Origin of the sequence: Kribbella sp. VKM Ac-2568 (genome assembly GCF_004345365.1) — a bacterium.
Lineage (GTDB): Bacteria > Actinomycetota > Actinomycetes > Propionibacteriales > Kribbellaceae > Kribbella > Kribbella orskensis.
Window position 1 is genome coordinate 46749 of record NZ_SLVF01000008.1, and the last position, 24072, is coordinate 70820.

Here is a 24072-nt window from a genome sequence, read left to right on the forward strand (position 1 = left end):
AGCAAGCATGTACAGCAAGGACGGGAACGACTACTTCATCGTCGACAGCCACGTGCACGCGTGGGACGCGACCCCGGCGAACCAGGCGAACCGGTACGGCGAGGGCTTCATCAACTGCTTCTACGACTACCACCGCAACCTGTCGCCCGCGGACAAGGTGTGGACGCTGGAGGAGTTCCACAAGCAGTCCGAGGAACGGATCATCAAGGACCTGTTCACCGACGGGTACGTCGACCGGGCGATCTTCCAGCCGACGTACCTCACCGACTTCTACGTGAACGGCTTCAACACCACCGAGCAGGACGGCCAGATCGCCGAGAAGCACCCGGACAAGTTCATTGTCAACGGCTCCTGGGACCCGCGCGACGGCGAGGCCGGGCTGGACAAGCTCACCGAGCTCGCCGAGCGCTGGGACCTGCAGGGCGTGAAGCTCTACACGGCCGAGTGGAAGGGCGACTCCAAGGGCTGGAAGCTCACCGATCCCTGGTCGTACCGCTACTTGGAGAGGTGCGAAGAGCTCGGGATCAAGAACATCCACATCCACAAGGGCCCGACCATCTACCCGCTGAACCGGGACGCCTTCGACGTCGCGGACGTGGACGACGTGGCCTCGGCGTTCCCCGGGCTGAACTTCATCGTGGAGCACGTGGGTCTGCCACGGCTCGAGGACTTCTGCTGGATCGCCACCCAGGAGCCCAACGTGTACGGCGGCCTGGCCGTCGCCATGCCGTTCATCCACAGCCGGCCGAAGTACTTCGCGCAGATCATCGGCGAGCTGCTCTACTGGATCGGCGAGGACCGGATCACCTTCGCCAGCGACTACGCGATCTGGACACCCGCGTGGCTGATCGAGAGGTTCGTGGACTTCGGCTACCCGGCCGACCTCGACGAGTACCCGGACCTCTCGGTGACCGTGAAGAAGAAGATCCTCGGGCTGAACGCCGCCAAGCTGTACGGCATCGACGTACCGGCCGAGCTGCGGGTGCCGGAGAGCGCGGACGAGACGACCGCGGTCGGCTCCGAGCCGGTGTCGGTGGCCTGATGACGGCCGAGGTGACGGCCGGGACGCCTGGCGCCCGGCCGGCCGGGGTCGACGACGGGATCTGGGCCGCGCTGGGGACGGTCCGCGATCCCGAGCTGGACGCGCCGGTGACCGAGCTCGGCTTCGTCTCCGGCGTGGCCGAGGACGCCGAGGTGGTCACCGTCGAGCTCCGGCTGCCGACGTACTTCTGCGCGCCGAACTTCGCCTACCTGATGGTCGCCGACGCGTACGACGCGGTCGCCGCGCGGGCGGGGTCCCGCGCGGTGGTGATCAGGTTGCTCGACCACTTCGCGTCGGACGAGATCAACGCCGGGGTCGCGGGCGGGCGTGGTTTCGCCGGCTCGTTCCCGGGCCTGGCGGACGGGGAGCTGGAGCAGCTCCGAGTCACCTTCCAGCGCAAGGCCCACCGCGCGTGCCAGGAGCAGGTGGCGGCACGCCTGCTCAAGGATGGGTGGTCGGTGCCGGACCTGGCGGAGGCGACACTCGCCGATGCGCTGCCCGGGGACGAGCTCGACCGGCTGCGGAGACGGCGTACAGAGCTCGGGTTGCCGTCGGGACAGTCGGCAGCGTTGCTGCTGCAGGACGACGGCTCGCCGATCCGGCAGCTGGACCTGCCGGTGCAATTGCGGCTGGCGAAGACCACGCGGATCAGCATCGAGGGCAACTCGGGCCTCTGTCGCGGTCTGCTCTCCGTCCGCTACGGCCTGCCACGCCCCGACGGCGTCGACCAGGTGATCGCCGGGTGACCGCGGGGACGCCCCGGCGTCGGGGTGCGGCGGCTCTCCTTTCGGGGCAGGCTGTCAGGATGAGTACGTCGGCGCCGAACCTCGACCCCCCAGCGGTGAACGGGTCAAGCGCGCCCGTGTCCGGGACGGTGCAGTCGGTGTCACGAGCCCTGCGGGCGATGGAGTTCGTCGCGGCCAGCCGGGACGGGGTGACGGCCAAGGAGATCGCCGCTCACCTGGAGCTGGCGTTGCCGTCGGCGTACCACCTGCTGGCGACGCTGACCGAGTCCGGGTATCTCGTCCACCTCGCGCAGGACCACCGGTATGGGCTCGGGTATCGGGTCCGGCTGCTGGAGCAAGGGCTCGAGCGGCAACTGGAGGTGCCGGCGCTCATCGCGTCGGCGGTCAGACGGCTGCACCTGGAGGCGGACGCCGCCGCGTACTACGCCGTCTACCGCGAGGTGAACGTAGTGGTCGCGCACGTGGTCGACTCGGAACGCCGGCGGCGTGTGCAGGTGCTCGATATCGGCTTCCACGAGGCGACGCACGCGACCGCCTTCGGCAAGGTGATGCTGGCCGCGATGACACCCGAGGAGCGCGACGCGTACCTCGACCGGGTCGGACTCCGGCGGTGCACCGCGAACACCATGACGGACCGGTCGGCGCTGGAGACCCACCTGGACAACGTACGGCGGTCTGGGGTGGCGCTGGAGATCGGCGAGTTCCAGGACGGGCTGTCCTGCCTGGCCGCGCCGGTCCGCTCGAGCGCGGGTGCCGTGCTCGCGTCGGTGGCGATCTCCCTGCCCTCGGCAGATTTCGCCGCCCGCCGGTGGGACCTGGAGCGCGCCGTACGCCGGGGTGCGCTGGTGGCCACCCGGGCGGTCAACTCGCTGTAGTACCGCAGTACGGACGGGAACGGATCGCCACTCCGGGCGGGGAGTGGCGATCCGTTGTTGGTACGGCGGGCTGCTGCCGATGCAGGGGGTCAGGCAGCAACCCACCGGTCTATGCCCGGCCGTGCGCCTGCCTGCTGCGACGGCTCAGCGAGTCGATCGTGACGGCGATCAGCAGGACTGCCGCGGTCACCATGAAGCGCACGCTGGAGTCGAGGCTGAGGAGAGCCAGCCCGTTCGAGATCGACATGATCACCAGCGCGCCGAGCAGTGCGGAGTACGCCGAACCGCGACCGCCGAAGAGGCTGGTGCCACCGATGACGGCGGCGGCGATCGCGTTCAGGTTGGTGTCGTTGCCGCCGCTGCTCTGGTTCACCGCGACCAGCCGGGAGGCGGCCAGCAGACCGCCGACGGCGGCGAAGGTGGAGCAGGCGGCGAAGACGGACAGGTAGATCATCCGCACGTTGATACCGGCGCGGCGGGCCGCCTCGACGTTGCCGCCGACCGCCATCACCGAGCGACCCCAGCGGGTCTTGCGGATGGCGAAGTCGGTCGCCACCACCATGGCCAGGAGTAGGACGAACATCGAAGAGACCCCGCGGTCGCCGTTCAGCACCGCGACCGGGACGGCGAGCACCAGCGCGAGCGCGACCGCCTTGAGGCCGATGATCGAGTTCGGCGCGGCCGACAGACCGGCCGCGAGGCGCTGACCACGGGCGCGCAGCCGGCTCGCGATGTAGAGCGCGACCGTCACGACGACCAGACCGTAGGCGACCGCGGGCGACAGGAAGCTCTGCGTCGCGAACTTGACGATCGCCGAGTCGAACGGGAGGTTCAGCGAACCCTCCTTGCCCAGCACCCACAGTTGCAGGCCGAGGAAGCCCAGCAGGCCGGCCAGCGTGATCACGAAGCTCGGCACGCCGAAGCGGTTGTAGAGCGCCCCGTAGAACAGGCCGATGACCAGACCGACCGCCACACTGGCGAGGATCGAGACCGCCAGCGGCCAGCCCTTGTTCACGAAGGTGACGCCGAAGATGGCCGCGGACAGACCGCTGACCGAACCCACCGACAGGTCGATCTCGCCCAGCAGCAGGACCAGAACGATGCCCAGGGCAATGACACCGACCGAGGTGGTCTGCAGGGTCAGGTTGACCAGGTTGCGGCTGGACAGGAAGTTGCTGTTGGCGATCTGGAAGACCGCCCAGATGATGACCAGTCCGACCACCACCGGGACCGAGCCCAGATCGCCGGAGCGCAGCCGCGCGGTGAAGGCGGCGATCGCGCCGCTCACACCGTGGCTGGCGATCAGCCGCTCGTCCTGCAGGTCGGCCGGCAGCGCGGCCTCCTGGGCCGGGTCCTCCACGGTGTCCTGCACGGGGACCTTCGATCCGTCGACCGGGGTGGTCATGATGCGGAACCTTCCTCACGGGTCCGGCGCGCCGCGCGCTCGGAGACTGCGTTGTCCGTGGCACCGGTGATGGCGGCGATGATGTCCTGCGTCTTGGTCTCGCTGACCATGAAGACACCGTTGTTGCGGCCGAGCCGCAGTACCGCGACGCGGTCCGCGACGGCCATCACGTCGGCCATGTTGTGGCTGATCAGGATCACCGCGAGACCACGCTCGCGGAGTCGCTCGACCAGGTTGAGCACCTCGGCGGTCTGGGCCACGCCCAGCGCCGCGGTCGGCTCGTCCAGCATCACCACCTTCGGCTGGCCGAGCAGGCTGCGGGCGATCGCGACGGTCTGCCGCTGACCACCCGACAGGCTGGCCACCGGGATCCGGACGCTCGGGATCTTGGCCGACAGCTGGCGGAGCAGCTCCCAGGAGGACCGCTCCATCTCGACCTCGTCGAGAACCCTGCCCCTGCGCAGTTCCCGGCCGAGGTAGAGGTTCGCGACCACGTCGAGGTTGTCGCACAGGGCCAGGTCCTGGAAGACGGTGGCGATGCCGAGCTGCTGCGCCTCAGCAGGACTGGCCACCCGCACCTCCCGCCCGTCGAACACCATCGTGCCGTCGTCGGCCGTGTAGACCCCGGCGATGGTCTTCACCAGCGTCGACTTGCCGGCGCCGTTGTCGCCGACCAGGGCGAGCACTTCACCAGCGCGCACGTCCAGGTCGATGTTCTTCAGCGCCTGGACCGCGCCGAAGCGCTTGGAAACGCCCCGCAGCGCCAGCACCGTGCCGGTGAGGGGCGGGGAGGTGGGAGTGACAGTCATCGATCAGCCTCCTGAGGCTTTGACGATCCGGCCTCGGTCCGGGTGGGTTCGCGGTGCCTACCCGGACCGAGGCGTTCCTCGAGGCCGGCCCCGCTCAGGGGACCCGGCCTCGGGGCCGGGGTTACTTGAGGCCGGCGGCTGCGCAGGCGGCCGCGAACGACGCGGTGCAGATGTCCGACACCTTGTAGATTCCGTCCTTCACCACAGTGTCGTTGATGTTCGCCTTGGTGACGGCCACCGGGTCGAGGATGGTGGACGGGACACCGGACTTGTCGGTGGTCGACTCGGGCTTGCCACCGGTCGCCAGTGCGACGGCGCCCTTGGCGGCGGCCTCGGCCTGCGGCTTCACGGCCTTGTAGATGGTCATCGCCTGGTCACCGCTGACGATCCGCTGGATCGCGGCGAGCTCGGAGTCCTGACCGGTGACCGGCGGGAGCGGCTTCACGCCGCCACCCTTGAGGGCGGCGATGGCGCCACCGGCGGTGCCGTCGTTGGCGGCGTAGACGCCGACCAGGCCGGCCTTGATCGCGCTCAGCTGGCCTTCCATCCAGGCCTGGGCCTTGTCCGGGCTCCAGTCCGGGGTGTCGAACTCGGCGGCGACCTTGAAGCCGCTGGAGTCGAGCACGCTGTGCGCGCCCTTCTTGAAGTCGGCCGCGTTCGGGTCGGTCGGCGAGCCGTTGATCATGGCCAGGTTGCCGGAGGTCTTGCCGGCCGCCTTCAGGGTGTCGACCAGGGTCTGAGCCTGCAGCTTGCCGACCGCCTCGTTCTCGAACGAGACGTAGTAGTTGGCGCCCTCGATGAAGCGGTCGTACGCGATCACCGGGACGTTCTGGCCCTTGGCGGAGGCAACCACGGCGGCCGCGGCCTTGCCGTCGACCGGGTCGAGGACGAGCACCTTGGCGCCCTGGGTCAGCGCGGCCTCAGCCTGCTGCTGCTGCTTCGCGGCGTCCTGGTCGGCGTTGCTGTAGATCAGCTCGCAGTCGGCGCAGGCGGCCTTGAGGGCCTCGGTGAACAGCGGGCGGTCCAGACTCTCGTACCGGGTCGTCTTCGACTCCGGGAGCAGCAGGGCGATCTTCTGGCCACCGGCGGAGCTGCCGCCGGTCGAGGACGGCTCGTCCGATCCACAGGCCACCAGCGAGAGGGCTAGGGCCGAGACGGCGAGGCCGAGGCCGACGAAACGGGTTGGTGAGACGGACATAGAGCAACTCCTTGACGTGAGGGCCCGAGTAGGCCTGTCCAGAGTCAAAGGCACATCGCTCTTGACGTCAAGGCTTGAATTCAAGAAATAGACATATCGTTGTTACACGGTTGTCTCCACCGGCTTGGCCGCCCGCGAGTGGCTGAGGACGGACGCCAATTGGATGGCACCGAGGACATCCGCTTCGTCACCGAGTTCAGCCGCGCGTAACTCGACTGTCGCGGCGGCACTGGGGATCGCGCACCGGTCCAGGGCCTCGCGCATCGGCAGCATGATCAGGTCGCCGGCCTCGGCCATCTTGCCTCCGACAACGATCACCTCGGGGTTGAAGAGGTTCACCAGACCGGCGACCGCCACGCCCACGCGACGGCCGGCATCCTCGACCACCCGACGGCAGCCGAGATCCCCGGCCAGCGCGCGAGTCACGACGTCCCGGAGCCGGAGCGGGCCGTGCGACGCCTGCAGCGAACTGAGCAACGCGCGCGACCCGACGAACGTGTCGAGGCAGCCGCGGTTGCCGCACCGGCAGATCGGCCCGTTCTCGTCGATCGTGAGGTGCCCGATCTCGCCCGCCGTACCGGCCGAACCCCGGAAGACCTCGCCGCCGAGCACGATGCCCGCGCCCACGCCGTACGAGAACTTGATGTAGCAGCCGTGCTGGACGCCGCGGAGTGCGCCGCTGCGGAGTTCCCCCAGTGCAGCAAGGTTTGCGGTGTTGTCGAGGGCGACCGGCGCGCGGAGGTGGGCGCCCATTGCCTCGGCGACGTTCACCCCGCGCCAGCCGGGCAGTACTGCGTCCGACCCCGCCTCGCCGCTGACCGAGTCCACCGGCGCGGGCAGGCCGAAGCCGATCGCGCCGATGTCCTCGACGCTGGCGCCGATGGTCTCGGTGAGGTCGGCGATCAGGCGGGCCGCACGCTCCATGCCGTCGTCGGCGACGTGGTCGGCCTGCAGCGGCATCAGCTGCTGGGCGAGGATCTCGCTGCTCTCCGACGCGATCGCGACGCGGACATCCCGTTCACCGAAGGCGACACCGGCGAGCAGGCCGCCACCGGAGGCCAGGGCGACGAGGACGGCACGGCGGCCGTTGCGGATGCTGGGGGACAGCGCGACCATGCCGGTCTGGTCGAGTTCCTTGACCATGTTCGACACGGTCGCGGCGGAGAGACCGGAGGCGGCGGCGATCTCGACCTGTGTCAACGGGCCGTGCTGCCGGACAACCCCCAGGACGCGCTCGCGGTTGGCTTCGCGGAGCGAAGCCTGCGAGCCAGGCGCTGGGCGGGTTGCGTTCATTACATAAAGATAACGGATCGCGGGGCTTTCGCTCCCGAATCACCGATATCGATCCCGCGAGTGCTCGCCATCTGTCCTCACCATCACGCCCGCTCCTGCCCATCCCAACCCCCGCGAGGACACTAATGCACGCCCAGCCCACCCCCCCCAACACCCACCCCTCCACCCCCACGATTCCCCCCACCCCCAACCACCCCAAACCCCCGCCCCCTCACACCCCGCCCTCACGTCCGCCCCCTACAACCCCGCCCGGAACCCCGCCCTCACGCCGCCCCCGAACCCCCGCCCCTCACGCCCGGGCCCCAGAACCTCCGCCGCCTGCCTCGCGGGCTGCGCGCGCTGAGTACGCCGCTCCCTTCACCGAGTCGTGGGCTTCGGCTCGAGAGGCGCTCACCGAGAACCCGTATCCACGACTGAGAAATCGGATCCACGACCGAGCAACGGCTCCCACCCCAACGCGACCGGTCGCCTCACCGGTGCCGGGCGACCGCATGCGCGCGGAGTACGCCGAGTCGTTCGCCGAGTCGTGGATTTCCGGGAGGGAAAGCGGTTGCTGGGAACCCGGATCCACGACTGAGTGGCGGCTCACACTGTTCGCGTCCTGTCGGTCGGTACGGCGGCGGGCGGGACCCGGAGGGCCGCTGCGGGAGGGGATTCAGGTGGTTAGGGCGAGGGGCAGGAGGGTGGTGGGGAGGGGCTAGTTCGATGGCGCCGCCGGGGTCGCCGGGGGTCGCGGGGTCACAGGTGATGCCGCTGAGTCGCGAGGTACCGAGCGACAGGCAGTACGCCGCGATCAGCCCGTCTGCGAGTTGATGCCGCGCTTGGCTCGGCTGCGGGCGCGAAGTACTGCCTGTCGGTCGGTACACCGCCGGGCTGTCGGGGGGAAGTCGGCATCCGACCGCCGGCGGCGATGGCGGTCAGGTGCTTAGGGCAAGGGTTAGGAGGGTGGTGGGCTAGCTCAACGGGTGGGGCTGAGGGGCGCCGGGGGTGGGGCCGAGGTCGCCGGTGATGCCGAGGCCGTCGGTGATGTCGCCGGGTCGCGGTGTACCGAGCGACAGGCAGTACCCCCGCGATCAGCCGGTCTTGGGCTGATGCCGCGCTTGGCTCGGTCGCGGGTGCGGGGTACTGCCTGTCGGTCGGTACGCCGCCGGCTGCCGGGTGGGTGAAGTCGGCAGCCGGGGGGCGGTGCGTGGGGGTGGGTTAGGTGGTTAGGGCGAGGGTTAGGAGGGTGGTGGGGAGAGCTAGTTCGAGGGTGGCGCCGAGGGTGTCGCCGGTTATGCCGCCGAAGGTCTTAAGGGATTTGTGGTTGGCGGCTAGGGCGACGGCGGTGGAGGCCAGGACGGCTGCGGCGGCGCCTGGTACTGCGAGTAGGTGGTTGCCCGTCAGCCAGAAGAGGAGGGCAGTCAGGAGGGCGGTGGTGAGGGTTAGGAGGGCTGCCGTGGTGGGGCGGACGGTGGAGGCGACCATGGCGCCCAGGCCTTCGGGGCGGGCTGAGGGGATGGTGGTTCGGCAGGACCAGGGGAGGGTGAGGCGGCTGGCGACGGCTCCGACGAGGAGGGACTGCCAGCCGTAGCCGGACTGGATGCACGCGGTGAGGGCGGCTACGTCGATCAGCAGTACGGCCGCGATCGAGGTGACTCCGAACGGGCCGATGTCGCTCTGCTTCATGATCCGCAGCATCGTCTCGCGATCCCGCCGGCTCCCGAGCCCGTCCGCGCTATCGGCCAACCCGTCCAGGTGTAGCGCGCCCGATAGCGCCACTAGCACCACAACCCCGAGCACCGCGGCCAGCAATGGCGCATCCGGCCGCAATGCCTCAACCCCGGCGACCACCGCACCAGCGATCCCGCCCAGCAGCACTCCAACCGCAGGCGCCAACACCATCGCCCGCCCGGCCACCTCCCGATCCACTCTCCCCGGCGGCCTCACCGGCAACACAGACAGCGTCCCCACGGCCAACCTCACCGCGTCCCTCACTGCGCACCCCCGAAGCAGCTGCCGGCACGGTCCATCCGGCCGAAGACCAGCGGACCGCCATCGCTCCCTAAATGACGTGGGTCCACAGCGTCGGGGGGCGTGGCGGCGCTCCGGGCGGTGGTCGCCGGGGCGGGGGTGCTGGGGCCGGATGCACCGGTGGCGGGGGCGGTGGCGCGCTCGGCCGCTCCGCGCCGCGGCGTGGCGGTGGTGACGGCGGCAGTGGCGGTGGTTACTGCGCGCGCGGCGTGGTGGGTGCGGGTCATAACTGGATGGTTCTGCCGGCGAGGGTCCAGAGGACGGTGGTGGAGTGGTGGGCGATGGTGGTGTTGAGGCGGCCCATCAGGTCGCGGAAGAGGCGGGTGCCGGGGTCGGCGGGGACCACGCCGGCGCCTATGTCGTTGCTTACGGCTACCACGGTGCGGGAGGTCGAGGACCAGGCCGCGGCGAGGTCTGCGATCCGTGCCTCGACCACGGTCGCTCGGGTGAGGTCGGACCAGACTTCGCAAGCGTCCATCGTGCGGGAGAGCCAGAGGGTCAGGCAGTCGATCAGCAGCGGCGGTCCGGGAGACGCAAGTAGCGGGACGAGGTCGATGGTCTCCGCTAGACCCCAGCTGGCAGGACGGCGCGCGCGGTGCAACGCGATCCGCGAGGCCCACTCGGGATCGGCGGACCCATCGCCACCCGTCGCGACGTACAGGGTGTCCGCACTATCGGCGAGGAGACGTTCGGCCTCGGTGGACTTGCCGGAGCGTGCTCCACCGAGGATCAGCGTCCGCTGCGACGAGGTCGGCGCCGTCCAGGACACCTGCTCCCCGTCAGGCGTCAGTACGTCGTACCGGAGTCCCCGGGCAGTCCGCGTGGTTGTGACCTCGTACCCGGCGATAGTGATCCCGTCAGCGCCCAGCCGCAGTACGCCGTCCACCACCGCGCCGTCGGGCCCGGTCACCAGTTCAGCCATGGGTACCTCTCTCGAACGTCACCGGTACGTCGAACGCCGCCTTCCGCGCAGTACGCCGGAACGCCACCAGGATCGGCCGTCCCAGCACCAGCACCAGTACTGCGCACAGGATCCCGCGCGGGATGTCCCACCCGAGCGACGTGGCCGCCACGAACAGGAGGTAGCGGTGCAGGTTCTCCGCCAGCGAGTCGCCCTGGATGAACGAGAAGTCGCTGGCGAAGGTGGCGTACGGCCAGAACCACAGGTTCATCACGAGCCCGTAGAGCACCCCGGCGAAGAGGGAGTACGCGGCAAGCAGCAGGATCTCCAGCCGACCGCCCAAACGCGGCAGCAACCCGGCAAGGCAGCCCACCCAGGCGCAGGCGAACATCTGGAACGGCATCCACGGCCCGACCCCGCCACTGACCAGTGCACCGGCCAGCAGCGATACAGCGCCCAGCACGAACCCGAACCCGGCCCCGAAGGCACGCCCCGCCAGGATCAGCAGGAAGAACCCGGGCTCGAGTCCCGCGGTACCAGGGCCGAGTGCACGCAGCGCTGCACCGACAGCCGCGAGCATGCCGAGCAGGGAAATCACCTTGGCGTCGATCCCGGACTCGGCCAGCTCGGCCAGTACTACGGCGACCAGGAGCGGCAGGAGGAGCACGAACAGCCAGGGAGCGTCGGTGGTGTGCCCGATGGCCGATTCGCCCACCTGCGAGGTTGCCCAGAGCAGGGGCCAGCCGAAGGCCAGCACCCCGACGATCGACGCCAGCAGCAACGTCGCAGTACTACGCGGCCTCAGCTGAACGAGTCGCGGAGTACTGCGGGGCTTGAGCCTCATGAGGCCTGCTCCAGGGCGGTGGCGACTTCTCCGACAGTCAGGAAGGGCAGCGGCGCGAGGATCTTGGCCACCTGCGGCGCGAAGGCAGGGGAGCCCGCGATGACGGTCGCGGTCTCGCCGTCACCCACCAACTCGCCCTCCGCCAGCACCAACACCCGGGAGGCGACCTCGGCGACCATCTCGACGTCGTGGGTCGACAGCACGACCGCATGCCCGCCAGCGGCGAGCTCGCGCAGGATCTCGACCAGCCGACGCTTCGCGCCGTAGTCCAGACCGCGCGTGGGCTCGTCCAGCAGCAACAGCGGAGGAGCGCCGCACAGTACGACGGCCAGCGCCAGGCAGAGCCGCTGTCCCTCGGACAAGTCACGCGGGTGCATCTGTACGTCGATGCCGGGCGCCAGCCGATCCAGCAGCGCCCGGCAGCTCCCAGCCGGCACCCGGAAGTCGCTATCGGCCCCGGCGCACTCGTCAGCCACAGTGGCGGCGTACAGCAGGTCGGCAGGCTCCTGCGGTACCAGTCCGACTGCCTTGACCAACTGGGACGGCTTGGTACGCCGGGGGTCGGCACCGGCGGCGGTGGCACGACCAGAGCGGGGCTGGACGAGTCCGACGAGCGCATTGAGCAAGGTGGACTTGCCGGCGCCGTTCCGCCCCATCAGAGCGACCACCTCGCCGGCCCTGATGCTCACCGAGACACCACGCAACGCCGGGATGTTGCCATAAGCAACCACCAGGTCCTCGCAGTGCGCCAGCTCAGGCCCTTCCACGGCAATCAGCCGCCGCGGGGCAAGGTCGGTCAGCCGGCTTCGCAGGGCGACCGCGGCGCGCCGTGCGTCCCGGACGGACAGCGGCAGCGGCGACCACCCGGCAAGCCGTCCGAGCTCGACCACGGGAGGAGCGACCGGCGCAGTGACCATCAGATCGACCGGGAGCCCGGTGGAGACGGCCGCAGAGCCACCAGGCACCTCGATCACCCGATCGGCGTACTGGATGACTCGCTCGAGCCGGTGCTCGGCCATCACCACAGTGACGCCGAGGTCGTGCACCAGCCGTTGGAGCGCAGCCAGGACCTCTTCGGCGGCCTGGGGATCCAGGGCCGAGGTCGGCTCGTCCAGGACCAGCACCGCAGGGTGCGAGGTGAGCGCCGAACCGATGGCGGTCCGCTGCCGCTGGCCACCCGACAGGGAGGTCAGAGCGCGATCCCGTACGTCGGCCAGGCCGAGCAGGTCGAGCGTCTCCTCGACCCGGCGGCGCATCACGTCCGGCGCGATCCCGAGGGACTCCATGCTGTAGGCGAGCTCGTCCTCGACCGTGTCGGTGACGAAACCTGCCATCGGCTCCTGTCCGACGATGCCGACCACGTCCGCGAGGTCGCGGGGACGGAAGTCGCGGGTGTCGCGGCCGTTCACCAGCACCCGGCCTGCCAGCGTGCCGCCGGTGAAGTGCGGGACCAGGCCGTTGATGGCCCGCAGCAGGGTGGACTTGCCGGAACCGGTCCGGCCGATCACCAGCGCCAGTTCGCCCTCCGGGACGCTGAAGCTCACCTCACGCAGCGCGGGCCCGGCAGCACCGTCGTACGTGACTGACACCCGGTCGAACTCGATCATGCGGCCACCAGCTCACGTCGTCGGGTCAAGGGCGGCGCGACGATGGCGGGAGCCAGCCCGACCAGCAGGCCGAGCACCGGCACCAGCGGGACCGGCGGCACAACCAGAGGCCCGGCCAGCACGAGCCCCTCCACTCCACGGTTGGCGGCGACGATCATCGTCCCCGCGGCGATAGCACCCGACAGAGTGACGAGCCACTCGGGCAGAGCCCACGGATCCGGCCGGTACCGCGTACGCGCGACCCGCTGGTGTCCCACGGTCATCGCGCCGACCGCCAGCAAGAGGCCGACCGCCAGGGCCGTCGCAGCGATTGGGAAGGACATCGCGTCGGTCAGCAGCGAGTAGACGCCGAGAGCGATGCCGAGCAGGCCAAGAAGTACAGAACCGCCGGTGATCCGACGCTGGTTGCGAGGCACTTGGGCGGTTCTGCCGTAGCCCCTGGAATCCATCGCAGCAGCCAGCTCGACGGACCTGTCGAGAGCGCCCTCCAGGACAGGCATCGCGGTGGTGCGGAACGACCCGCTGGTGCGTCCGCGCAGCCGGCGAGCCGCGCGGATCCGCCGGGCGTCGGTGACCAGTTGCGGGGCGAAGGTCAACGCGACCACGCACGCGACCCCCATCTCGTAGAGAGCCCCGGGCAACGACTTGAGCAACCTCCGCGGGCTGGCCAGCGCATTGGCCGCGCCGATGCAGCACAGCATCACCGCGAGCTGGAGTCCGTCGTACAGGGCTGTCAGGAGGGCTTCAGCGGTCACCTCGCCGCCGAGCTTCACTCCGGTGGCCCACGCGGGCAGCGGGATCAGCGGCAGGGTGAAGAGGATCGTGTTGCCTTGGGACCTGGTCGACAGGAGAGCCTGCAGGACCACCCGGACCGCGATGACGACCAGGCCGAGCTTGAGGAAGGCGACGTAGCTGTTGGCCCAGGGAGCGTCGCTGCGGCGCGCGGCGACCACGAAGCCGGCTATCACCAGGATCAGGATCAGCAGTACCGGGTTTCGCGTCCTGCTGGCGGCTACTGCGAGCCCCAGCGCCCATAACCACCAGGCCCCCGGGTGGAGTGCCCGGGGGAGCGTCAGGTGATTGGCGGCACGCACTAGGCGCGCTGACCCGCGCGCCGACGGCTGAGAGCGAAGCCGCCGCCGGCTAGGAGTAGAACGACCGCAGCGGCGATGATGATGCCGGTCCACGGCGCTCCATCGTCACTCTGCTCGGTGGGTACCTGCGCCGAGTTGGCCGGCGCCGCCGACGGCGTGTTCGCCGCACCGACGGCAGCACCGATCTCCAGCTGCACCGGCTCGTCAGTGGCGGGCACCTTGATGTTCTTGACCGGGTCACCGCAGCCCGTGGCCGGGTAGCCCGCGATGCCACAGGTCAGACCCTTCTCGATCCGGACCTGCTTCACTGCGGACAGGATCTTGGCGCCGGTCGCCTTCACATCGGTGACCACACAGGTCCCGCTGGCCGGGGGAGGCGCCTCGCCCGTGCTGGAGTCCGCCGCAGTACCCGGGTCGATCACCAGGGCGACCCGCTTCTTGCCGGACTCGGCCGGCGTCTTGCCGCAGACAGCCTCGAAGTCACCCGCCGCACGAGGCACCCGCGGCTTCGCGCCACCCAGGGCGTACCGCCAGCCCTCGACGCTGCCGTCGGCCGGGACCACTGCGTCGGAACCCTTCTGAGAGAAGGCCCACTGACCGTTCGTCCACTGGTAGTAGCCCCAGAAGCGGTAGCCGTCCTCGGCGCTGGCGGTGGTCGTGACGGTACCGGCGAGCAGCAGCCCGGCCAGCAGGCTGAGAACCACCCGTGCGGTCCTGTGTGCAGTCATCTCGTGTCCTCGATCGGGCCGGACCCGGTGGAGGAGGGCTGTCCGCGCGCAGGCGGGAGCCGGGCTCCACCCGCGGACCTCGGCGGGTAGGTGAGCCTGTCTACCTGAGGCGCAGTGGTCCGGCTCGCCGCGGCGGGACGCGGCCTACGGTTGCGGGTCAGCGCCGGCTTCGGACCGGCTTCCCTGCGCCACAGGAGTTGGTTCTCGCCGCAGCTTACCGCCGAGCATCCGGACAGAGTTGAGCCCGTACTGCGAACGTGCGGCAGGCCACAGTTCGCGGTACGGGCTCTCAGCGGTGCCAGGGCCGGTGTCTACTCCGGTGCGGCGAGGCTCATCGGGCCGTAGACCTCGCGGCCGTCCTCGAGCAGGAAGACCTGGCCGACGCCCTTCTCGGACAGCTCGCGCCAGATCTCGCCCAGCCAGCTCTCCGCGTCACCCTGGGCGGAGAACTCCGCGCCGGTCAGGTCACCCGGGTCGGCCGGCTCGCCCGCGGCGGTCTCGAACCGCCAGGTCCAGCTCACGAGCCCGGCCGGGTCTGCGGCGAGTTGCGCGCGGTCATCGCGGCGTCGCGGACCACGATCGTGCCGAGCACCTCGTCGATCTGCTTCAGCTGCCCGTCCTCGAGCTTCACGCCCGCGGCCTTCACGTTCTCGGTGACCTGCTCGGGCCGGGAGGCGCCGGTGATCGCCGAGGAGACGTTCGGGTTCTGCAGCACCCAGGCGATCGCCAGCTGGGACAGGCTCAGCCCGACCTCGTCCGCGATCGGCTTCAGCTCCTGCACCCGGGTCAGCACGTCGTCGGTGAGGAAGCGCTTCACCATGTCCGCGCCACCCTTCTCGTCGGTGGCGCGCGACCCGGCCGGCGGCTGCTCGCCCGGCTTGTACTTGCCCGTCAGGACGCCCTGCGCGATCGGCGAGAACACCACCTGCCCGATCCCGAGCTCCTCCGACGCCGGCACCACCTCGGCCTCGATCACCCGCCAGAGCATGCTGTACTGCGGCTGGTTGGAGACCAGCGGGATCCGCAGCTCCCGGGCCAGCCGGTGGCCCTCCTGCAACTGCTCGGCCGTCCACTCCGACGTACCGATGTAGAGCGCCTTGCCGGCCCGGACGACGTCGGCGAAGGCCTCCATCGTCTCCTCCAGCGGCGTCTCCGTGTCGAACCGGTGCGCCTGGTAGACGTCCACGTAGTCGGTCTTCAGCCGCTTCAGCGACCCGTTGATCGACTCGTGGATGTGCTTGCGCGACAGCCCGACGTCGTTGGGTCCGCCCGGCCCGGTCGGCCAGTACACCTTGGTGAGGATCTCCAGCGACTCCCGCCGCACGCCCTCGAGCGCCTCACCCAGCACCGTCTCCGCCTTGGTGTTGGCGTAGACGTCCGCGGTGTCGAACGTGGTGATCCCGGCCTCCAGGGCCGCCTTCACGCAGGCCTTCGCCTGCTCGTTCTCCACCTGCGAGCCATGGGTGAGCCAGTTCCCGTAGGAGATCTCGCTGACCTTCAATCCACTGTTGCCGAGATACCGAAAGTCCATGACCCCGACCCTACTTCCCCGGCTCCTCCCACACCCGCCCGCGTCGCCGGACAGCCGCAGTACTGCGGGACGCCGGGCGCGGGTGAGCCGGGGGTGCGGGAAACTTCGGGTGGGTGTCGATCCGGACCATGCGTGTTCGTGTTGGTGGTGAGAAGCGGCCTGCGGGCCGGACGATTGCTGACCAGGGAGTGACGAGATGAAGCAGTATCTGTTGGCAGTGCAGCTGGTCGAGGGATCCCAGGCGCCGGAAGCTCCGGACGAGGGAGGCGACGTGGACGCCCTGAACCGCGAGATGGTGGCGGAGGGTGTCTGGGTGTTCGGCGGCGGGCTGGAGCCGCGGTCGACGGCCTCGGTGGTGCGGGCCGACGGTGGCGAGGTGCTGATCACCGACGGGCCGTTCGCGGAGAGCAAGGAGTACATGGCCGGGTTCTGGGTGATCAAGGTGCCCGACCTGGACGCCGCCCTCGTCTGGGCGACCAAGGCGACCAAGGCCTGCCGCCAGCCGGTCGAGGTCACCCCCTTCGACGACGAGGTGGCGTGACCAACGCCTGCTGACCGCCGGCTGACCGCGGCAGTCGGTCAGGGGTTCCGGGCGATGAGTTCGACGAGCTTCGCGTGGGTGGCGGGATCGGCGGCCGCGAGCAGGCCCGGGCCGGTGTGCAGGGGTTGCCCGCGGAGGTCGGTGACGACGCAGCCGGCCGCCTGACAGAGGGCGATGCCGGCGGTGAAGTGGACACTGTCGCGCAACTGACCGTTGGTCACGTACGCCGCGCGCCGCCCGGCCGCCACCCACGCGAGCGCCAGCGTGGTCGACGACACCCGCGGCCCGAAGGTGTCCCGGAACTCCGGGTCGAGCAGGATCTTCGCCGGCATGAGCTCCGCGTCCGGCGGCGCATCGACGTCGATGTCCACGATCCGCGAACCGGCCGAAGGCTCCAGCGGTGAGTCGGAACCGCCACGCCGTACTGCGGCCGTGGTCCCGTCGGTCCAGAACACCTCGTCACTGAGCGGATCCGCCACCGCTGACACGAGGCGCTGACCACTCGCCTGGAGCGCGACGTTCGTGCAGAACAGGGGAGTCTGCGCCGCGAAGTTGAGCGTCCCGCACAGCGGATCGACCAGCCAGGTCCGGGTCTGCCCGTCACCAGAACCGCCGTTGGCGCCGTACTCCTCACCCACCACGGCATCGTCCGGCCGGGCCCGCCGGAGCAGGTCGACGATCGCCCGCTCCGCCTCGAGATCGGCATCGGTCGCGAAGTCAGTGGCCGACTTGTCGTACCGCCCCACCGGCCTCCCGTACTTCCTCCGAACCACCCCAGCCCCGGCCAGCGCCGCCTCAACCGCTACCTCGACATCCACCCCACCATCCAACAGCACATCAGCCTTCGGTGACGTGGATGTCGAGCGTGTGGTGGCCGGTCGAAGTCGCAGGCACGGCGGTGGTCGGGTCCACGGGATGACCATCCAGGGAGACCGCGGCTCTGGTTCCGGTGCCGGACACGGTCAGGTCGAGGGTCGCCCGGCGGTAGCGGAGTCCGGTCAGGCGGAGGTTCTCGTAACCGGGTGGGACCGTCGGCCGGATGGCGATGCCGCTCGGGGTGAAGTGGAGGCCGAAGAGGCCCTCGTGGATCAGGCGGAGGAGGGCCGTGGCCGACCAGGTCTGGTCCGGGAGGGATTCCCAGGGGCGATCGACCTGCCAGCCGCCGTCGACAGCGCCGGTGGTCGCGTTGTAGAGCTCGAACAGGTCGTCGTCGCTGCGTGGAACAGCCGGATCAGGTCATCGAGCGTCTGCCCGAAGACCGCGACGTCGCCGACGGAGGCCGCGGCCGCTCCCCACAACCCCATCACCATCGGCCAGCAGATCGCGTTGTGCCGGCCGGGGTGCGCCTCGTCGTACCGGTCGAAGTGCGGCCAGACGTTGACCAGGCCGTACGGCTCGCGGTGCACGCTGGCCAGGATCCGCTTCGTGCGCTCGGGGCCGGCGATGCCGAACTCGATGGCGAGGGCGAGTCCGGCCGTCTCCTGATGACGATCGAGACCACTCGGGCCGAGGAAGTAGCCGTACAGCCCACTCGCCTCGTCCCAGAGGTGCCGGTTGATCGCCTCCGCGAGCGCATCGGCCCGCTCACTGAAGATCGGCTGATCACCGAGTTGCGCAAGGCAACGGAGTGCCTGGACGTAGATCGCGTTCGTGGACAGGCAGCGCAGTTCGGCGGCCCCTGGATGGTCGAGCACGAACGACGACCGATTTCCCGCCTCGTACGGCGGCTCCGGGAACCCGCTGATCCCGTCCTGCATCAGCGAGGGCCCTTCATAGAGCCCGGTCGCCGCGTCGTAATGCTCCCGGTCGAGGATCTCCAGCGAGTCACACCCGATCCGGTACGCCGCGGCCGCGAACGCGGTGTCGCCGGTGACCAGGAAGTGCTGCCAAGCGCCGATCACCCAGATGATCTGGTCCCACCACTGGTAGTCCTGGGCAACCACCTGGCTGCCGTCGGGTCTGGTCTCGCAGACCTTCAGCAGTGTCGCCCGGGCCGTGTCCGGCGCGAGCAGGCTCGCCGCGTGCCAGCAGTTGATCGCCGCGTCGCGGGTCCACGGCTCGGCGTACCCGGCGCCGGCGCGGATGAACCCGTCCGCCGTGACGGTGGTGTCGAGCAGGTTCCGCAGCGCGGCGCCGTACAGGGCTTGGAGGACAGGAGGAGCTTCGATCGTCGGGGGCACTGGCCCAATCCTTCCAGAGCCGGTCCGCACGCTGAGTATTACGTCTGCTTGGGAGTCACGGTGACGAGTCGGGCTTCCATGCCGTCGAGGATCGCCTCGAGGCCGAACTCGAAGCTGCTGTCAGGCGCGGCCCCATAGCCCGCGCCGGCTGTCTCGAGGCGGGCGCGGAGCCGGGGGAACTGCGCCGCGACTTCCGTCGCTTCCGTCATCCCGGCGTCCATGAGCTTCTCGCTGTCCCCGCCGTCGCGGCTGAGCTCTCTCCGGAGCGATGCCGCGGCAGCCGGACCGATGGCGTTGCCGAGGACGAAGGTGAAGACCGCGGCCGCCGCCTGGTCGGCCTGGGCGGCAGTGAACCCGGCGGTCTCGTAAATGGCGAGGTTGTGGTCGTCGTGGCGAGCCTTGCGAGGGCCGAACATCAGGTACGCGCCGAAGGCCTGCACCAGCCAGGTGTGGCGGGCGAGCATCGCCTGCAGGTCGGTGGCCATCGTCGTGGCGGCCGAGCGCCAGTGGCCCGTGGACAGGTCGGGCAGGGTGATCTCGTCCCACACCCGGTCCCCGGCCAGCCCGATGAGGTTGCTCTTGCTGCCCACGTGCCAGTAGACGGCGGTGGCCGCCGAGCCGAGCCGCTTGCCGAGCGCCCGCATGTTCAGGCCCTCGAGCCCTTCGTCGTCGAGCAGGCCGACGGCGGCGTCGACGATCTGGTCGCGGGTCAGCGTGTCACGCGGCATGCGCCCAAGGTAGTCCAGCGGCCCATCCACTTGCACACAGTTCAAGTCACCTCGGTCGCCGGGGCGCTTGAACTGGGTGCAAGTCGTACTACGCGGGCTTCTCGCCGCGGGCGACCATCGGCTTGGGGAGGCGCCAGCGGCGCATCTGCATGGTGCGGCGGACGGCGTAGAAGCCGATGCCCTTGGTGGACTCGTTCGCGAACTTCTTCGCGATCGCGCGCTTGAGACCGGCCGAGAGCAGGAACCAGTCGGCCGCGATCGCCAGGATCATCACCAGGAACAGGATGTTCACCAGGCCGGGCAGCCAGCGGAAGGTGCCCGAGAAGACCACGCCGAGCAGCGAGATCACGAGCAGCACCGGCAGCGCGAACTCCATCACCGACCAGCGGGAGTCGACGTAGTCGCGGGCGAATCGGCGGACCGGGCCCTTGTCGGCGGCCGGCAGGTACCGGTCGTCGCCGGTCTTCATCGCGTCCTGCATCTTGGCGCGCTCGATCCGGACCTTCTCGCGACGGTACGCGGAGGCCTCCTTGCGGTTGCGCGGCTTCTTCAGGGCGGACTTGCGGGCCGCCTCGGCCTCCCGGCGGGTCGGGGTCGGACGTCCCTTGCCGCCCGGCTTCGGCTGGGAGGCCGTGGTCGCGGTTTGCTGCGGTGTCTCAGACTTGGTACGACGGAACACGGGGACTGAACCTCATTCGGGAAACTTGCTGCGCTGGTCACCGGGAACGCCAGGGATCGCGGCGCCTCCGGACTCGGGGTGGTCCCCGGACCTTTGCACCACTTTATCGGGGCCGGTCCCGATGGTGTGGTGACCCGTAGGGACATAGGGTGGTTGACACGCACGCCGGGTCCACTCTCCGGCTCAGAAGGGGTACGGATATCGATGAGCATCTTCAAGAGGATGTCGACGATCTTCAAGGCCAAGGCCAACACGGCGCTGGACAAGGCAGAAGATCCTCGCGAAACCCTTGACTACTCGTATCAGAAGCAGCTCGAACTGCTGCAGAAGGTGCGGCGTGGTGTGGCCGACGTTGCCACCAGCCGGAAGCGGGTGGAGCTGCAGGCGTCGCAGCTGCAGTCCCAGTCGCAGAAGCTGCAGGACCAGGCCCAGAAGGCGCTCTCGATGGGCCGGGAGGACCTCGCCCGCGAGGCCCTGACCCGCAAGTCCGGGCTGCAGGGTCAGATCGACGACCTGACCGCCCAGCACGCCCAGCTGCAGGGCGAGGAGGAGAAGCTCACCCTCGCGTCGCAGCGGCTGCAGGCGAAGGTGGAGTCCTTCCGCACCCGCAAGGAGACGATCAAGGCCACCTACACGGCGGCCGAGGCGCAGACCCGGATCAACGAGGCCTTCTCCGGCATCTCCGAGGAGATGAGCGACGTCGGCCTGGCGGTCCAGCGTGCCGAGGACAAGACCCAGCAGATGCAGGCCCGGGCCGGCGCGATCGACGAGCTGCTCGCCTCCGGCGCGCTCGACGACGCCACCGGGACGAGCAAGGACAGCATCACCCTCGAGCTCGAGCGGATGTCGTCGAACTCCGACGTCGAGGACGAGCTGGCCGCGATGAAGGCCCAGCTGGCCCCGGCCGAGGCGCCGAAGCAGCTGTCCCAGGACGCGCCTGGCGCGGCCCAGCCCCAGCAACCAGCCCAGCAGCCCGTGCAGCAGCCGGCTCGACCGCAGGACGGAGACGCGTGATGATCGTCCGGATCATGGGTGAGGGCCAGTACCGGCTGCCCGACGAGAAGCTCGACCAGCTGAACGTGATCGACTCCGACCTCGAGAAGGCTGTCTCGGCGGGCGACGACGGCGCTTTCGGTCCGGCGTTCGCGGCGCTGCTGGAGTTCGTCCGCAGCGGCGAGCGGGTGCCCGACGACGAACTGCACGACTCCGACGCGATCCTGCCGCCGGGCGACAGCACCCTCGCCGAGATGCGTGAGCTGATCAGTGGCGACGGGCTGATCGCCGGCTGATCGCCCTCCGTAATCATTTCAAGACCCCTGAGTCCGAACGGACCCGGGGGTCTTGGCGTTCCGGGGCCTGTCGACTGCTCCCGGGTAAACACTGGGATTCGCTACTGTCCTAACGCTTCCAGGCGTAGTACTCTCTGGGTCATTGCCGTTGTGGGGGCGGCATTACATCGAGGTCTGCGGCGGGGTGTGGGGATGTCGCAGATGTCGATTCGCCTGTGGGGGGTGACTTTCTGTGACAGATTTTGTCGTGTCCGAAGGTTTGGCCGACTCGGCTGATCGAAGGCCGGTAGCGGTAGGGGACCGTCGCCGGCCGTTGTGGGTGGTGCCGGACGAAGTTCCGGCGATTGTGCCGCGCTCCGCCCGGTTCACCGAGGCGCGCTGGGTCGCGAAGTACCGCTGGGCCGCGCTGGGTGGCGATCTGATCGCCGCGCTGGTGGGCGTCTCGCTGGCCCTGGTGGCCCGGTTCGGGGCTCAGATCAACGAGGGCTACTTCGTGCTGGGGGCGGTGCTGCCGGTCGCCTGGCTGGCCTGTGTGGCCCTGGAGCGCGGGTACGAGACGCGCTACTTCGGCACCGGGCCGGAGGAGTTCCGGTCCATCCTGCGAGCCGCCGTGGCCTTGACGGCGCTGATCGCGGTCACGTCGTACGCGACCAAGAGCAACGTTGCTCGTGGTTTCGTCGTGCTGGCCGTGCCGATGACCTGTCTGGCGGCGCTGCTGGTGCGCTGGCTGCTGCATCGCAGCCTGGCCGGCCGGCGCTTCGTCGGTCGATGTATGCGCCGGGTGCTGATCGTCGGGCGCAACCAGCAGGTGACCACCTTGCGGAAGCACCTGGAGGAGAGGCCGGCGGACGGCTACACCGTCGTCGCGACCTGCCTGCCACGTGGTGACGTGAGGGCGGAACCCGAGGCCGGCTCCGCCAAGCTGGGGCGGACCGAGGAGGACATCCTCGCCGCGGTCGACATGTACTCCGTCGACGTGGTCGCGGTGGCCGCCGACCCGGAGCTCGCGGGGCAGTCCCTGCGCAGGCTCTCCTGGGCCCTCGAGCAGCGCGGCATCGACCTGGTCGTGTCGCCCGGCATCGTCGAGGTCGCCGGGCCGCGGATCTCGATCCGGCCGGTCGCGGGACTCTCGCTGCTGCACCTCGAGCGGCCGTCGGTGAGTGGTGGACCGCATCTGCTGAAGAACATCTTCGACCGGGTGGTCGGCTTCTTCATGCTGCTGCTCGCCGCACCGATCCTGCTCGTCGCCGCGGCACTGGTGAAGTTCACCAGCCGTGGGCCGGTGCTGTTCCGGCAGACCCGCGTGGGGCGGGCCGGCGACGAGTTCTCGATGCTGAAGTTCCGCAGCATGGTGGTGGACGCCGAAGAACGCAAGGCGGACCTGCACGAGCAGAGCGACGGCAACGACGTGCTCTTCAAGCTGCGCGACGATCCGCGGGTCACCCGGGTCGGCCGTTACCTGCGGCGCTTCTCGGTGGACGAGTTGCCGCAACTGGTGAACGTGCTGCGCGGTGAGATGTCGCTGGTCGGGCCTCGGCCGCCGCTGCCGACCGAGGTCGCGACGTACGCCATCGACGACGCCCGCCGGATGCTCGTCAAACCAGGCCTGACCGGCCTGTGGCAGGTGAGTGGCCGAAGCGACCTGACCTGGGAGGAGTCAGTCCGCCTCGACCTGCGCTACGTGGACAACTGGTCCATCGCGCTCGACCTGCTCATCTTGTGGAAGACCGCGCGCGCCGTGTTCGGCCGCGACGGCGCTTACTGATCGCACTTTCTGTCCCACAGTCCGGCGGGGGGTCGCCGGCTGTGCGCAAGTCGCACCACATCTCCGAGCACCACCACATACGAGCATCAAAGACAGATGTGTGTTCCCGAGGGGGGAATCCATGCCGAATCTCAGTGTCGGCGGCGTTACCGACAAGGAAATGCAGGCCCGTTCCGAGGCCGCGAGCCTGGCCATCCTGGCCGCGGCCGGGGACCAGGCGGCCTGGAGCAAACTGGTCGACCACTATGCCCGGCTCGTCTGGGCCGTCACCAGGAGCTTCCGGCTCACCGACAGCGACGCGTCCGACGTCTCGCAGATGGTGTGGTTGCGGCTGCTCGAGCACATCGACCGGGTCGATCCGGTCCGGGTCGGCGCCTGGCTGGTCGTCACCACGAGGCGCGAATGCCTGCGGGTGCTGGCTTTCCGCAAGCGCGTGCTGCTCACCTACGAGTCGGACGCCTTCGAGGTCGTCGCCGGCGACCAGCCGGAGCTGGACGCGGAACTGCTGGCCGACGAGCGGGCGGTCGACGTACGGCGTGCGCTGGAAAGCCTGCCGGACCGCTGGCAGCAGCTGCTCGGCATGCTGATGGCGGACCCGCCCGCCCCGTACGCCGAGATCTCCGAGAAGCTGGACATCCCGATCGGCAGCATCGGCCCGATCCGCGGCCGCTGCCTGGAGAAACTCAGAGTGCTGCTCGCCTCCTGATCCCCCCGGGGCGCCCGGCCGCCGGCTCCTCCCGAGCCGACGGCCGGGTTGCTCTGCGCGCCGACCGCCGGGCAGTCCCGCGGAGGGGCCGGAGTATC

The 24072-nt window shown here is 69.7% G+C and carries 24 protein-coding genes and 1 riboswitch; of the genes, 8 read left to right on the forward strand and 16 right to left on the reverse strand.

What is annotated here, in order from left to right; genetic code table 11:
- Positions 1 to 7: 7 nt before the first annotated feature.
- The 3 genes from EV648_RS23525 to EV648_RS23535 are packed head-to-tail and all read left to right on the forward strand — an operon-like array spanning position 8 to position 2663.
- Entirely contained in the window at positions 8 to 1042 is a 1035-nt protein-coding gene (locus EV648_RS23525; protein ID WP_132295710.1) for an amidohydrolase family protein, read from the forward strand.
- Positions 1042 to 1788, forward strand: a complete 747-nt coding sequence (locus EV648_RS23530) for an iron-sulfur cluster assembly protein (protein WP_132295713.1) — start codon at positions 1042 to 1044, stop codon at positions 1786 to 1788. Before EV648_RS23525 ends, EV648_RS23530 begins: the two co-directional genes overlap by 1 nt.
- A 59-nt stretch (positions 1789 to 1847) precedes the next feature.
- On the forward strand, positions 1848 to 2663 hold the full coding sequence (locus EV648_RS23535; protein ID WP_132295716.1) for an IclR family transcriptional regulator: 816 nt from the start codon (positions 1848 to 1850) through the stop codon (positions 2661 to 2663).
- Between the two features lie 109 nt (positions 2664 to 2772).
- Here EV648_RS23535 and EV648_RS23540 read toward each other — a convergent pair whose 3' ends face one another.
- The 12 genes from EV648_RS23540 to EV648_RS23595 all read right to left on the reverse strand — a co-directional run bounded on the left by EV648_RS23540 (position 2773) and on the right by EV648_RS23595 (position 16086).
- The gene (locus tag EV648_RS23540; RefSeq protein WP_132295719.1) at positions 2773 to 4068 is read right to left on the reverse strand and encodes a sugar ABC transporter permease; all 1296 of its coding nucleotides are present in this window, start codon (positions 4066 to 4068) and stop codon (positions 2773 to 2775) included.
- A complete protein-coding gene (locus tag EV648_RS23545) occupies positions 4065 to 4877 on the reverse strand; it encodes an ATP-binding cassette domain-containing protein (protein ID WP_132295722.1) in 813 nt (270 codons plus the stop codon). Before EV648_RS23545 ends, EV648_RS23540 begins: the two co-directional genes overlap by 4 nt.
- A gap of 121 nt (positions 4878 to 4998) precedes the next feature.
- Entirely contained in the window at positions 4999 to 6075 is a 1077-nt protein-coding gene (locus EV648_RS23550) for a substrate-binding domain-containing protein (RefSeq protein ID WP_132295725.1), read from the reverse strand.
- A 102-nt stretch (positions 6076 to 6177) separates the two neighbouring features.
- Complete coding sequence (locus EV648_RS23555) at positions 6178 to 7368, reverse strand: ROK family transcriptional regulator (protein WP_132295728.1); 1191 nt, start codon at positions 7366 to 7368, stop codon at positions 6178 to 6180.
- Between the two features lie 1200 nt (positions 7369 to 8568).
- Positions 8569 to 9345, reverse strand: coding sequence for an adenosylcobinamide-GDP ribazoletransferase (cobS, locus tag EV648_RS23560; RefSeq protein WP_132295731.1), 777 nt, complete (start codon positions 9343 to 9345; stop codon positions 8569 to 8571).
- A 259-nt stretch (positions 9346 to 9604) separates the two neighbouring features.
- A complete protein-coding gene (locus EV648_RS23565; protein WP_132295734.1) occupies positions 9605 to 10303 on the reverse strand; it encodes a bifunctional adenosylcobinamide kinase/adenosylcobinamide-phosphate guanylyltransferase in 699 nt (232 codons plus the stop codon).
- The gene (locus EV648_RS23570; RefSeq protein ID WP_132295737.1) at positions 10296 to 11126 is read right to left on the reverse strand and encodes an ECF transporter S component; all 831 of its coding nucleotides are present in this window, start codon (positions 11124 to 11126) and stop codon (positions 10296 to 10298) included. Before EV648_RS23570 ends, EV648_RS23565 begins: the two co-directional genes overlap by 8 nt.
- Positions 11123 to 12733: an ABC transporter ATP-binding protein gene (locus EV648_RS23575; protein WP_132295740.1), complete on the reverse strand. Its 1611-nt coding sequence runs from the start codon at positions 12731 to 12733 to the stop codon at positions 11123 to 11125. Before EV648_RS23575 ends, EV648_RS23570 begins: the two co-directional genes overlap by 4 nt.
- Positions 12730 to 13827 (reverse strand): energy-coupling factor transporter transmembrane component T, encoded by a 1098-nt coding sequence (locus EV648_RS23580; protein ID WP_132295743.1) that lies wholly within the window; start codon positions 13825 to 13827, stop codon positions 12730 to 12732. The genes EV648_RS23575 and EV648_RS23580 overlap by 4 nt, the downstream gene beginning before the upstream one ends.
- Entirely contained in the window at positions 13827 to 14555 is a 729-nt protein-coding gene (locus EV648_RS23585) for an SCO2322 family protein (RefSeq protein ID WP_132295746.1), read from the reverse strand. Before EV648_RS23585 ends, EV648_RS23580 begins: the two co-directional genes overlap by 1 nt.
- A 116-nt stretch (positions 14556 to 14671) precedes the next feature.
- A riboswitch (cobalamin riboswitch) is annotated at positions 14672 to 14739 on the reverse strand.
- Positions 14740 to 14866: 127 nt separating this feature from the next.
- Complete coding sequence (locus EV648_RS23590) at positions 14867 to 15076, reverse strand: hypothetical protein (RefSeq protein WP_132187801.1); 210 nt, start codon at positions 15074 to 15076, stop codon at positions 14867 to 14869.
- Positions 15073 to 16086: an aldo/keto reductase family protein gene (locus EV648_RS23595; protein WP_132295749.1), complete on the reverse strand. Its 1014-nt coding sequence runs from the start codon at positions 16084 to 16086 to the stop codon at positions 15073 to 15075. The genes EV648_RS23590 and EV648_RS23595 overlap by 4 nt, the downstream gene beginning before the upstream one ends.
- 196 nt (positions 16087 to 16282) lie before the next feature.
- On the opposite strand from EV648_RS23595, the gene EV648_RS23600 reads away from it, so the two are divergent.
- Positions 16283 to 16627, forward strand: a complete 345-nt coding sequence (locus tag EV648_RS23600; protein ID WP_132295752.1) for a YciI family protein — start codon at positions 16283 to 16285, stop codon at positions 16625 to 16627.
- Between the two features lie 38 nt (positions 16628 to 16665).
- Here the strand turns inward: EV648_RS23600 and EV648_RS23605 are convergent, their stop codons facing one another.
- The 4 genes from EV648_RS23605 to EV648_RS23620 all read right to left on the reverse strand — a co-directional run bounded on the left by EV648_RS23605 (position 16666) and on the right by EV648_RS23620 (position 20214).
- Positions 16666 to 17445, reverse strand: a complete 780-nt coding sequence (locus EV648_RS23605; protein ID WP_241995537.1) for an inositol monophosphatase — start codon at positions 17443 to 17445, stop codon at positions 16666 to 16668.
- Between the two features lie 270 nt (positions 17446 to 17715).
- Positions 17716 to 18807 carry a hypothetical protein gene (locus tag EV648_RS23610; RefSeq protein ID WP_132295758.1) on the reverse strand — a complete coding sequence of 364 codons (1092 nt, stop codon included), beginning with the start codon at positions 18805 to 18807 and terminating at the stop codon, positions 17716 to 17718.
- A 38-nt stretch (positions 18808 to 18845) separates the two neighbouring features.
- A complete protein-coding gene (locus EV648_RS23615; protein WP_132295761.1) occupies positions 18846 to 19535 on the reverse strand; it encodes a TetR/AcrR family transcriptional regulator in 690 nt (229 codons plus the stop codon).
- An 88-nt stretch (positions 19536 to 19623) separates the two neighbouring features.
- Positions 19624 to 20214, reverse strand: a complete 591-nt coding sequence (locus tag EV648_RS23620) for a DUF3043 domain-containing protein (protein WP_132295764.1) — start codon at positions 20212 to 20214, stop codon at positions 19624 to 19626.
- A gap of 204 nt (positions 20215 to 20418) precedes the next feature.
- On the opposite strand from EV648_RS23620, the gene EV648_RS23625 reads away from it, so the two are divergent.
- From EV648_RS23625 to EV648_RS23640, 4 genes are all read left to right on the forward strand, one after another.
- The gene (locus EV648_RS23625) at positions 20419 to 21228 is read left to right on the forward strand and encodes a PspA/IM30 family protein (protein ID WP_132295767.1); all 810 of its coding nucleotides are present in this window, start codon (positions 20419 to 20421) and stop codon (positions 21226 to 21228) included.
- Entirely contained in the window at positions 21228 to 21503 is a 276-nt protein-coding gene (locus EV648_RS23630) for a hypothetical protein (RefSeq protein ID WP_132187811.1), read from the forward strand. The genes EV648_RS23625 and EV648_RS23630 overlap by 1 nt, the downstream gene beginning before the upstream one ends.
- Before the next feature lie 322 nt (positions 21504 to 21825).
- Complete coding sequence (locus tag EV648_RS23635) at positions 21826 to 23268, forward strand: sugar transferase (protein ID WP_241995538.1); 1443 nt, start codon at positions 21826 to 21828, stop codon at positions 23266 to 23268.
- Positions 23269 to 23389: 121 nt separating this feature from the next.
- Positions 23390 to 23974: an RNA polymerase sigma factor gene (locus EV648_RS23640; protein WP_132295773.1), complete on the forward strand. Its 585-nt coding sequence runs from the start codon at positions 23390 to 23392 to the stop codon at positions 23972 to 23974.
- Positions 23975 to 24072: the final 98 nt, after the last annotated feature.

Excerpts from the sequence above, each read along its gene's own strand:
- EV648_RS23595 (WP_132295749.1), bottom strand. The coding sequence starts at position 16,086 with ATGGACTTTCGGTATCTCGGCAACAGTGGATTGAAGGTCAGCGAGATC.
- EV648_RS23550 (WP_132295725.1), bottom strand. The coding sequence starts at position 6,075 with ATGTCCGTCTCACCAACCCGTTTCGTCGGCCTCGGCCTCGCCGTCTCG.
- EV648_RS23535 (WP_132295716.1), top strand. The coding sequence starts at position 1,848 with ATGAGTACGTCGGCGCCGAACCTCGACCCCCCAGCGGTGAACGGGTCA.
- EV648_RS23555 (WP_132295728.1), bottom strand. The coding sequence starts at position 7,368 with ATGAACGCAACCCGCCCAGCGCCTGGCTCGCAGGCTTCGCTCCGCGAA.
- EV648_RS23570 (WP_132295737.1), bottom strand. The coding sequence starts at position 11,126 with ATGAGGCTCAAGCCCCGCAGTACTCCGCGACTCGTTCAGCTGAGGCCG.
- EV648_RS23630 (WP_132187811.1), top strand. The coding sequence starts at position 21,228 with ATGATCGTCCGGATCATGGGTGAGGGCCAGTACCGGCTGCCCGACGAG.
- EV648_RS23565 (WP_132295734.1), bottom strand. The coding sequence starts at position 10,303 with ATGGCTGAACTGGTGACCGGGCCCGACGGCGCGGTGGTGGACGGCGTA.
- EV648_RS23530 (WP_132295713.1), top strand. The coding sequence starts at position 1,042 with ATGACGGCCGAGGTGACGGCCGGGACGCCTGGCGCCCGGCCGGCCGGG.
- EV648_RS23600 (WP_132295752.1), top strand. The coding sequence starts at position 16,283 with ATGAAGCAGTATCTGTTGGCAGTGCAGCTGGTCGAGGGATCCCAGGCG.
- EV648_RS23540 (WP_132295719.1), bottom strand. The coding sequence starts at position 4,068 with ATGACCACCCCGGTCGACGGATCGAAGGTCCCCGTGCAGGACACCGTG.
- EV648_RS23625 (WP_132295767.1), top strand. The coding sequence starts at position 20,419 with ATGAGCATCTTCAAGAGGATGTCGACGATCTTCAAGGCCAAGGCCAAC.
- EV648_RS23615 (WP_132295761.1), bottom strand. The coding sequence starts at position 19,535 with ATGCCGCGTGACACGCTGACCCGCGACCAGATCGTCGACGCCGCCGTC.
- EV648_RS23575 (WP_132295740.1), bottom strand. The coding sequence starts at position 12,733 with ATGATCGAGTTCGACCGGGTGTCAGTCACGTACGACGGTGCTGCCGGG.
- EV648_RS23545 (WP_132295722.1), bottom strand. The coding sequence starts at position 4,877 with ATGACTGTCACTCCCACCTCCCCGCCCCTCACCGGCACGGTGCTGGCG.
- EV648_RS23585 (WP_132295746.1), bottom strand. The coding sequence starts at position 14,555 with ATGACTGCACACAGGACCGCACGGGTGGTTCTCAGCCTGCTGGCCGGG.
- EV648_RS23640 (WP_132295773.1), top strand. The coding sequence starts at position 23,390 with ATGCCGAATCTCAGTGTCGGCGGCGTTACCGACAAGGAAATGCAGGCC.
- EV648_RS23525 (WP_132295710.1), top strand. The coding sequence starts at position 8 with ATGTACAGCAAGGACGGGAACGACTACTTCATCGTCGACAGCCACGTG.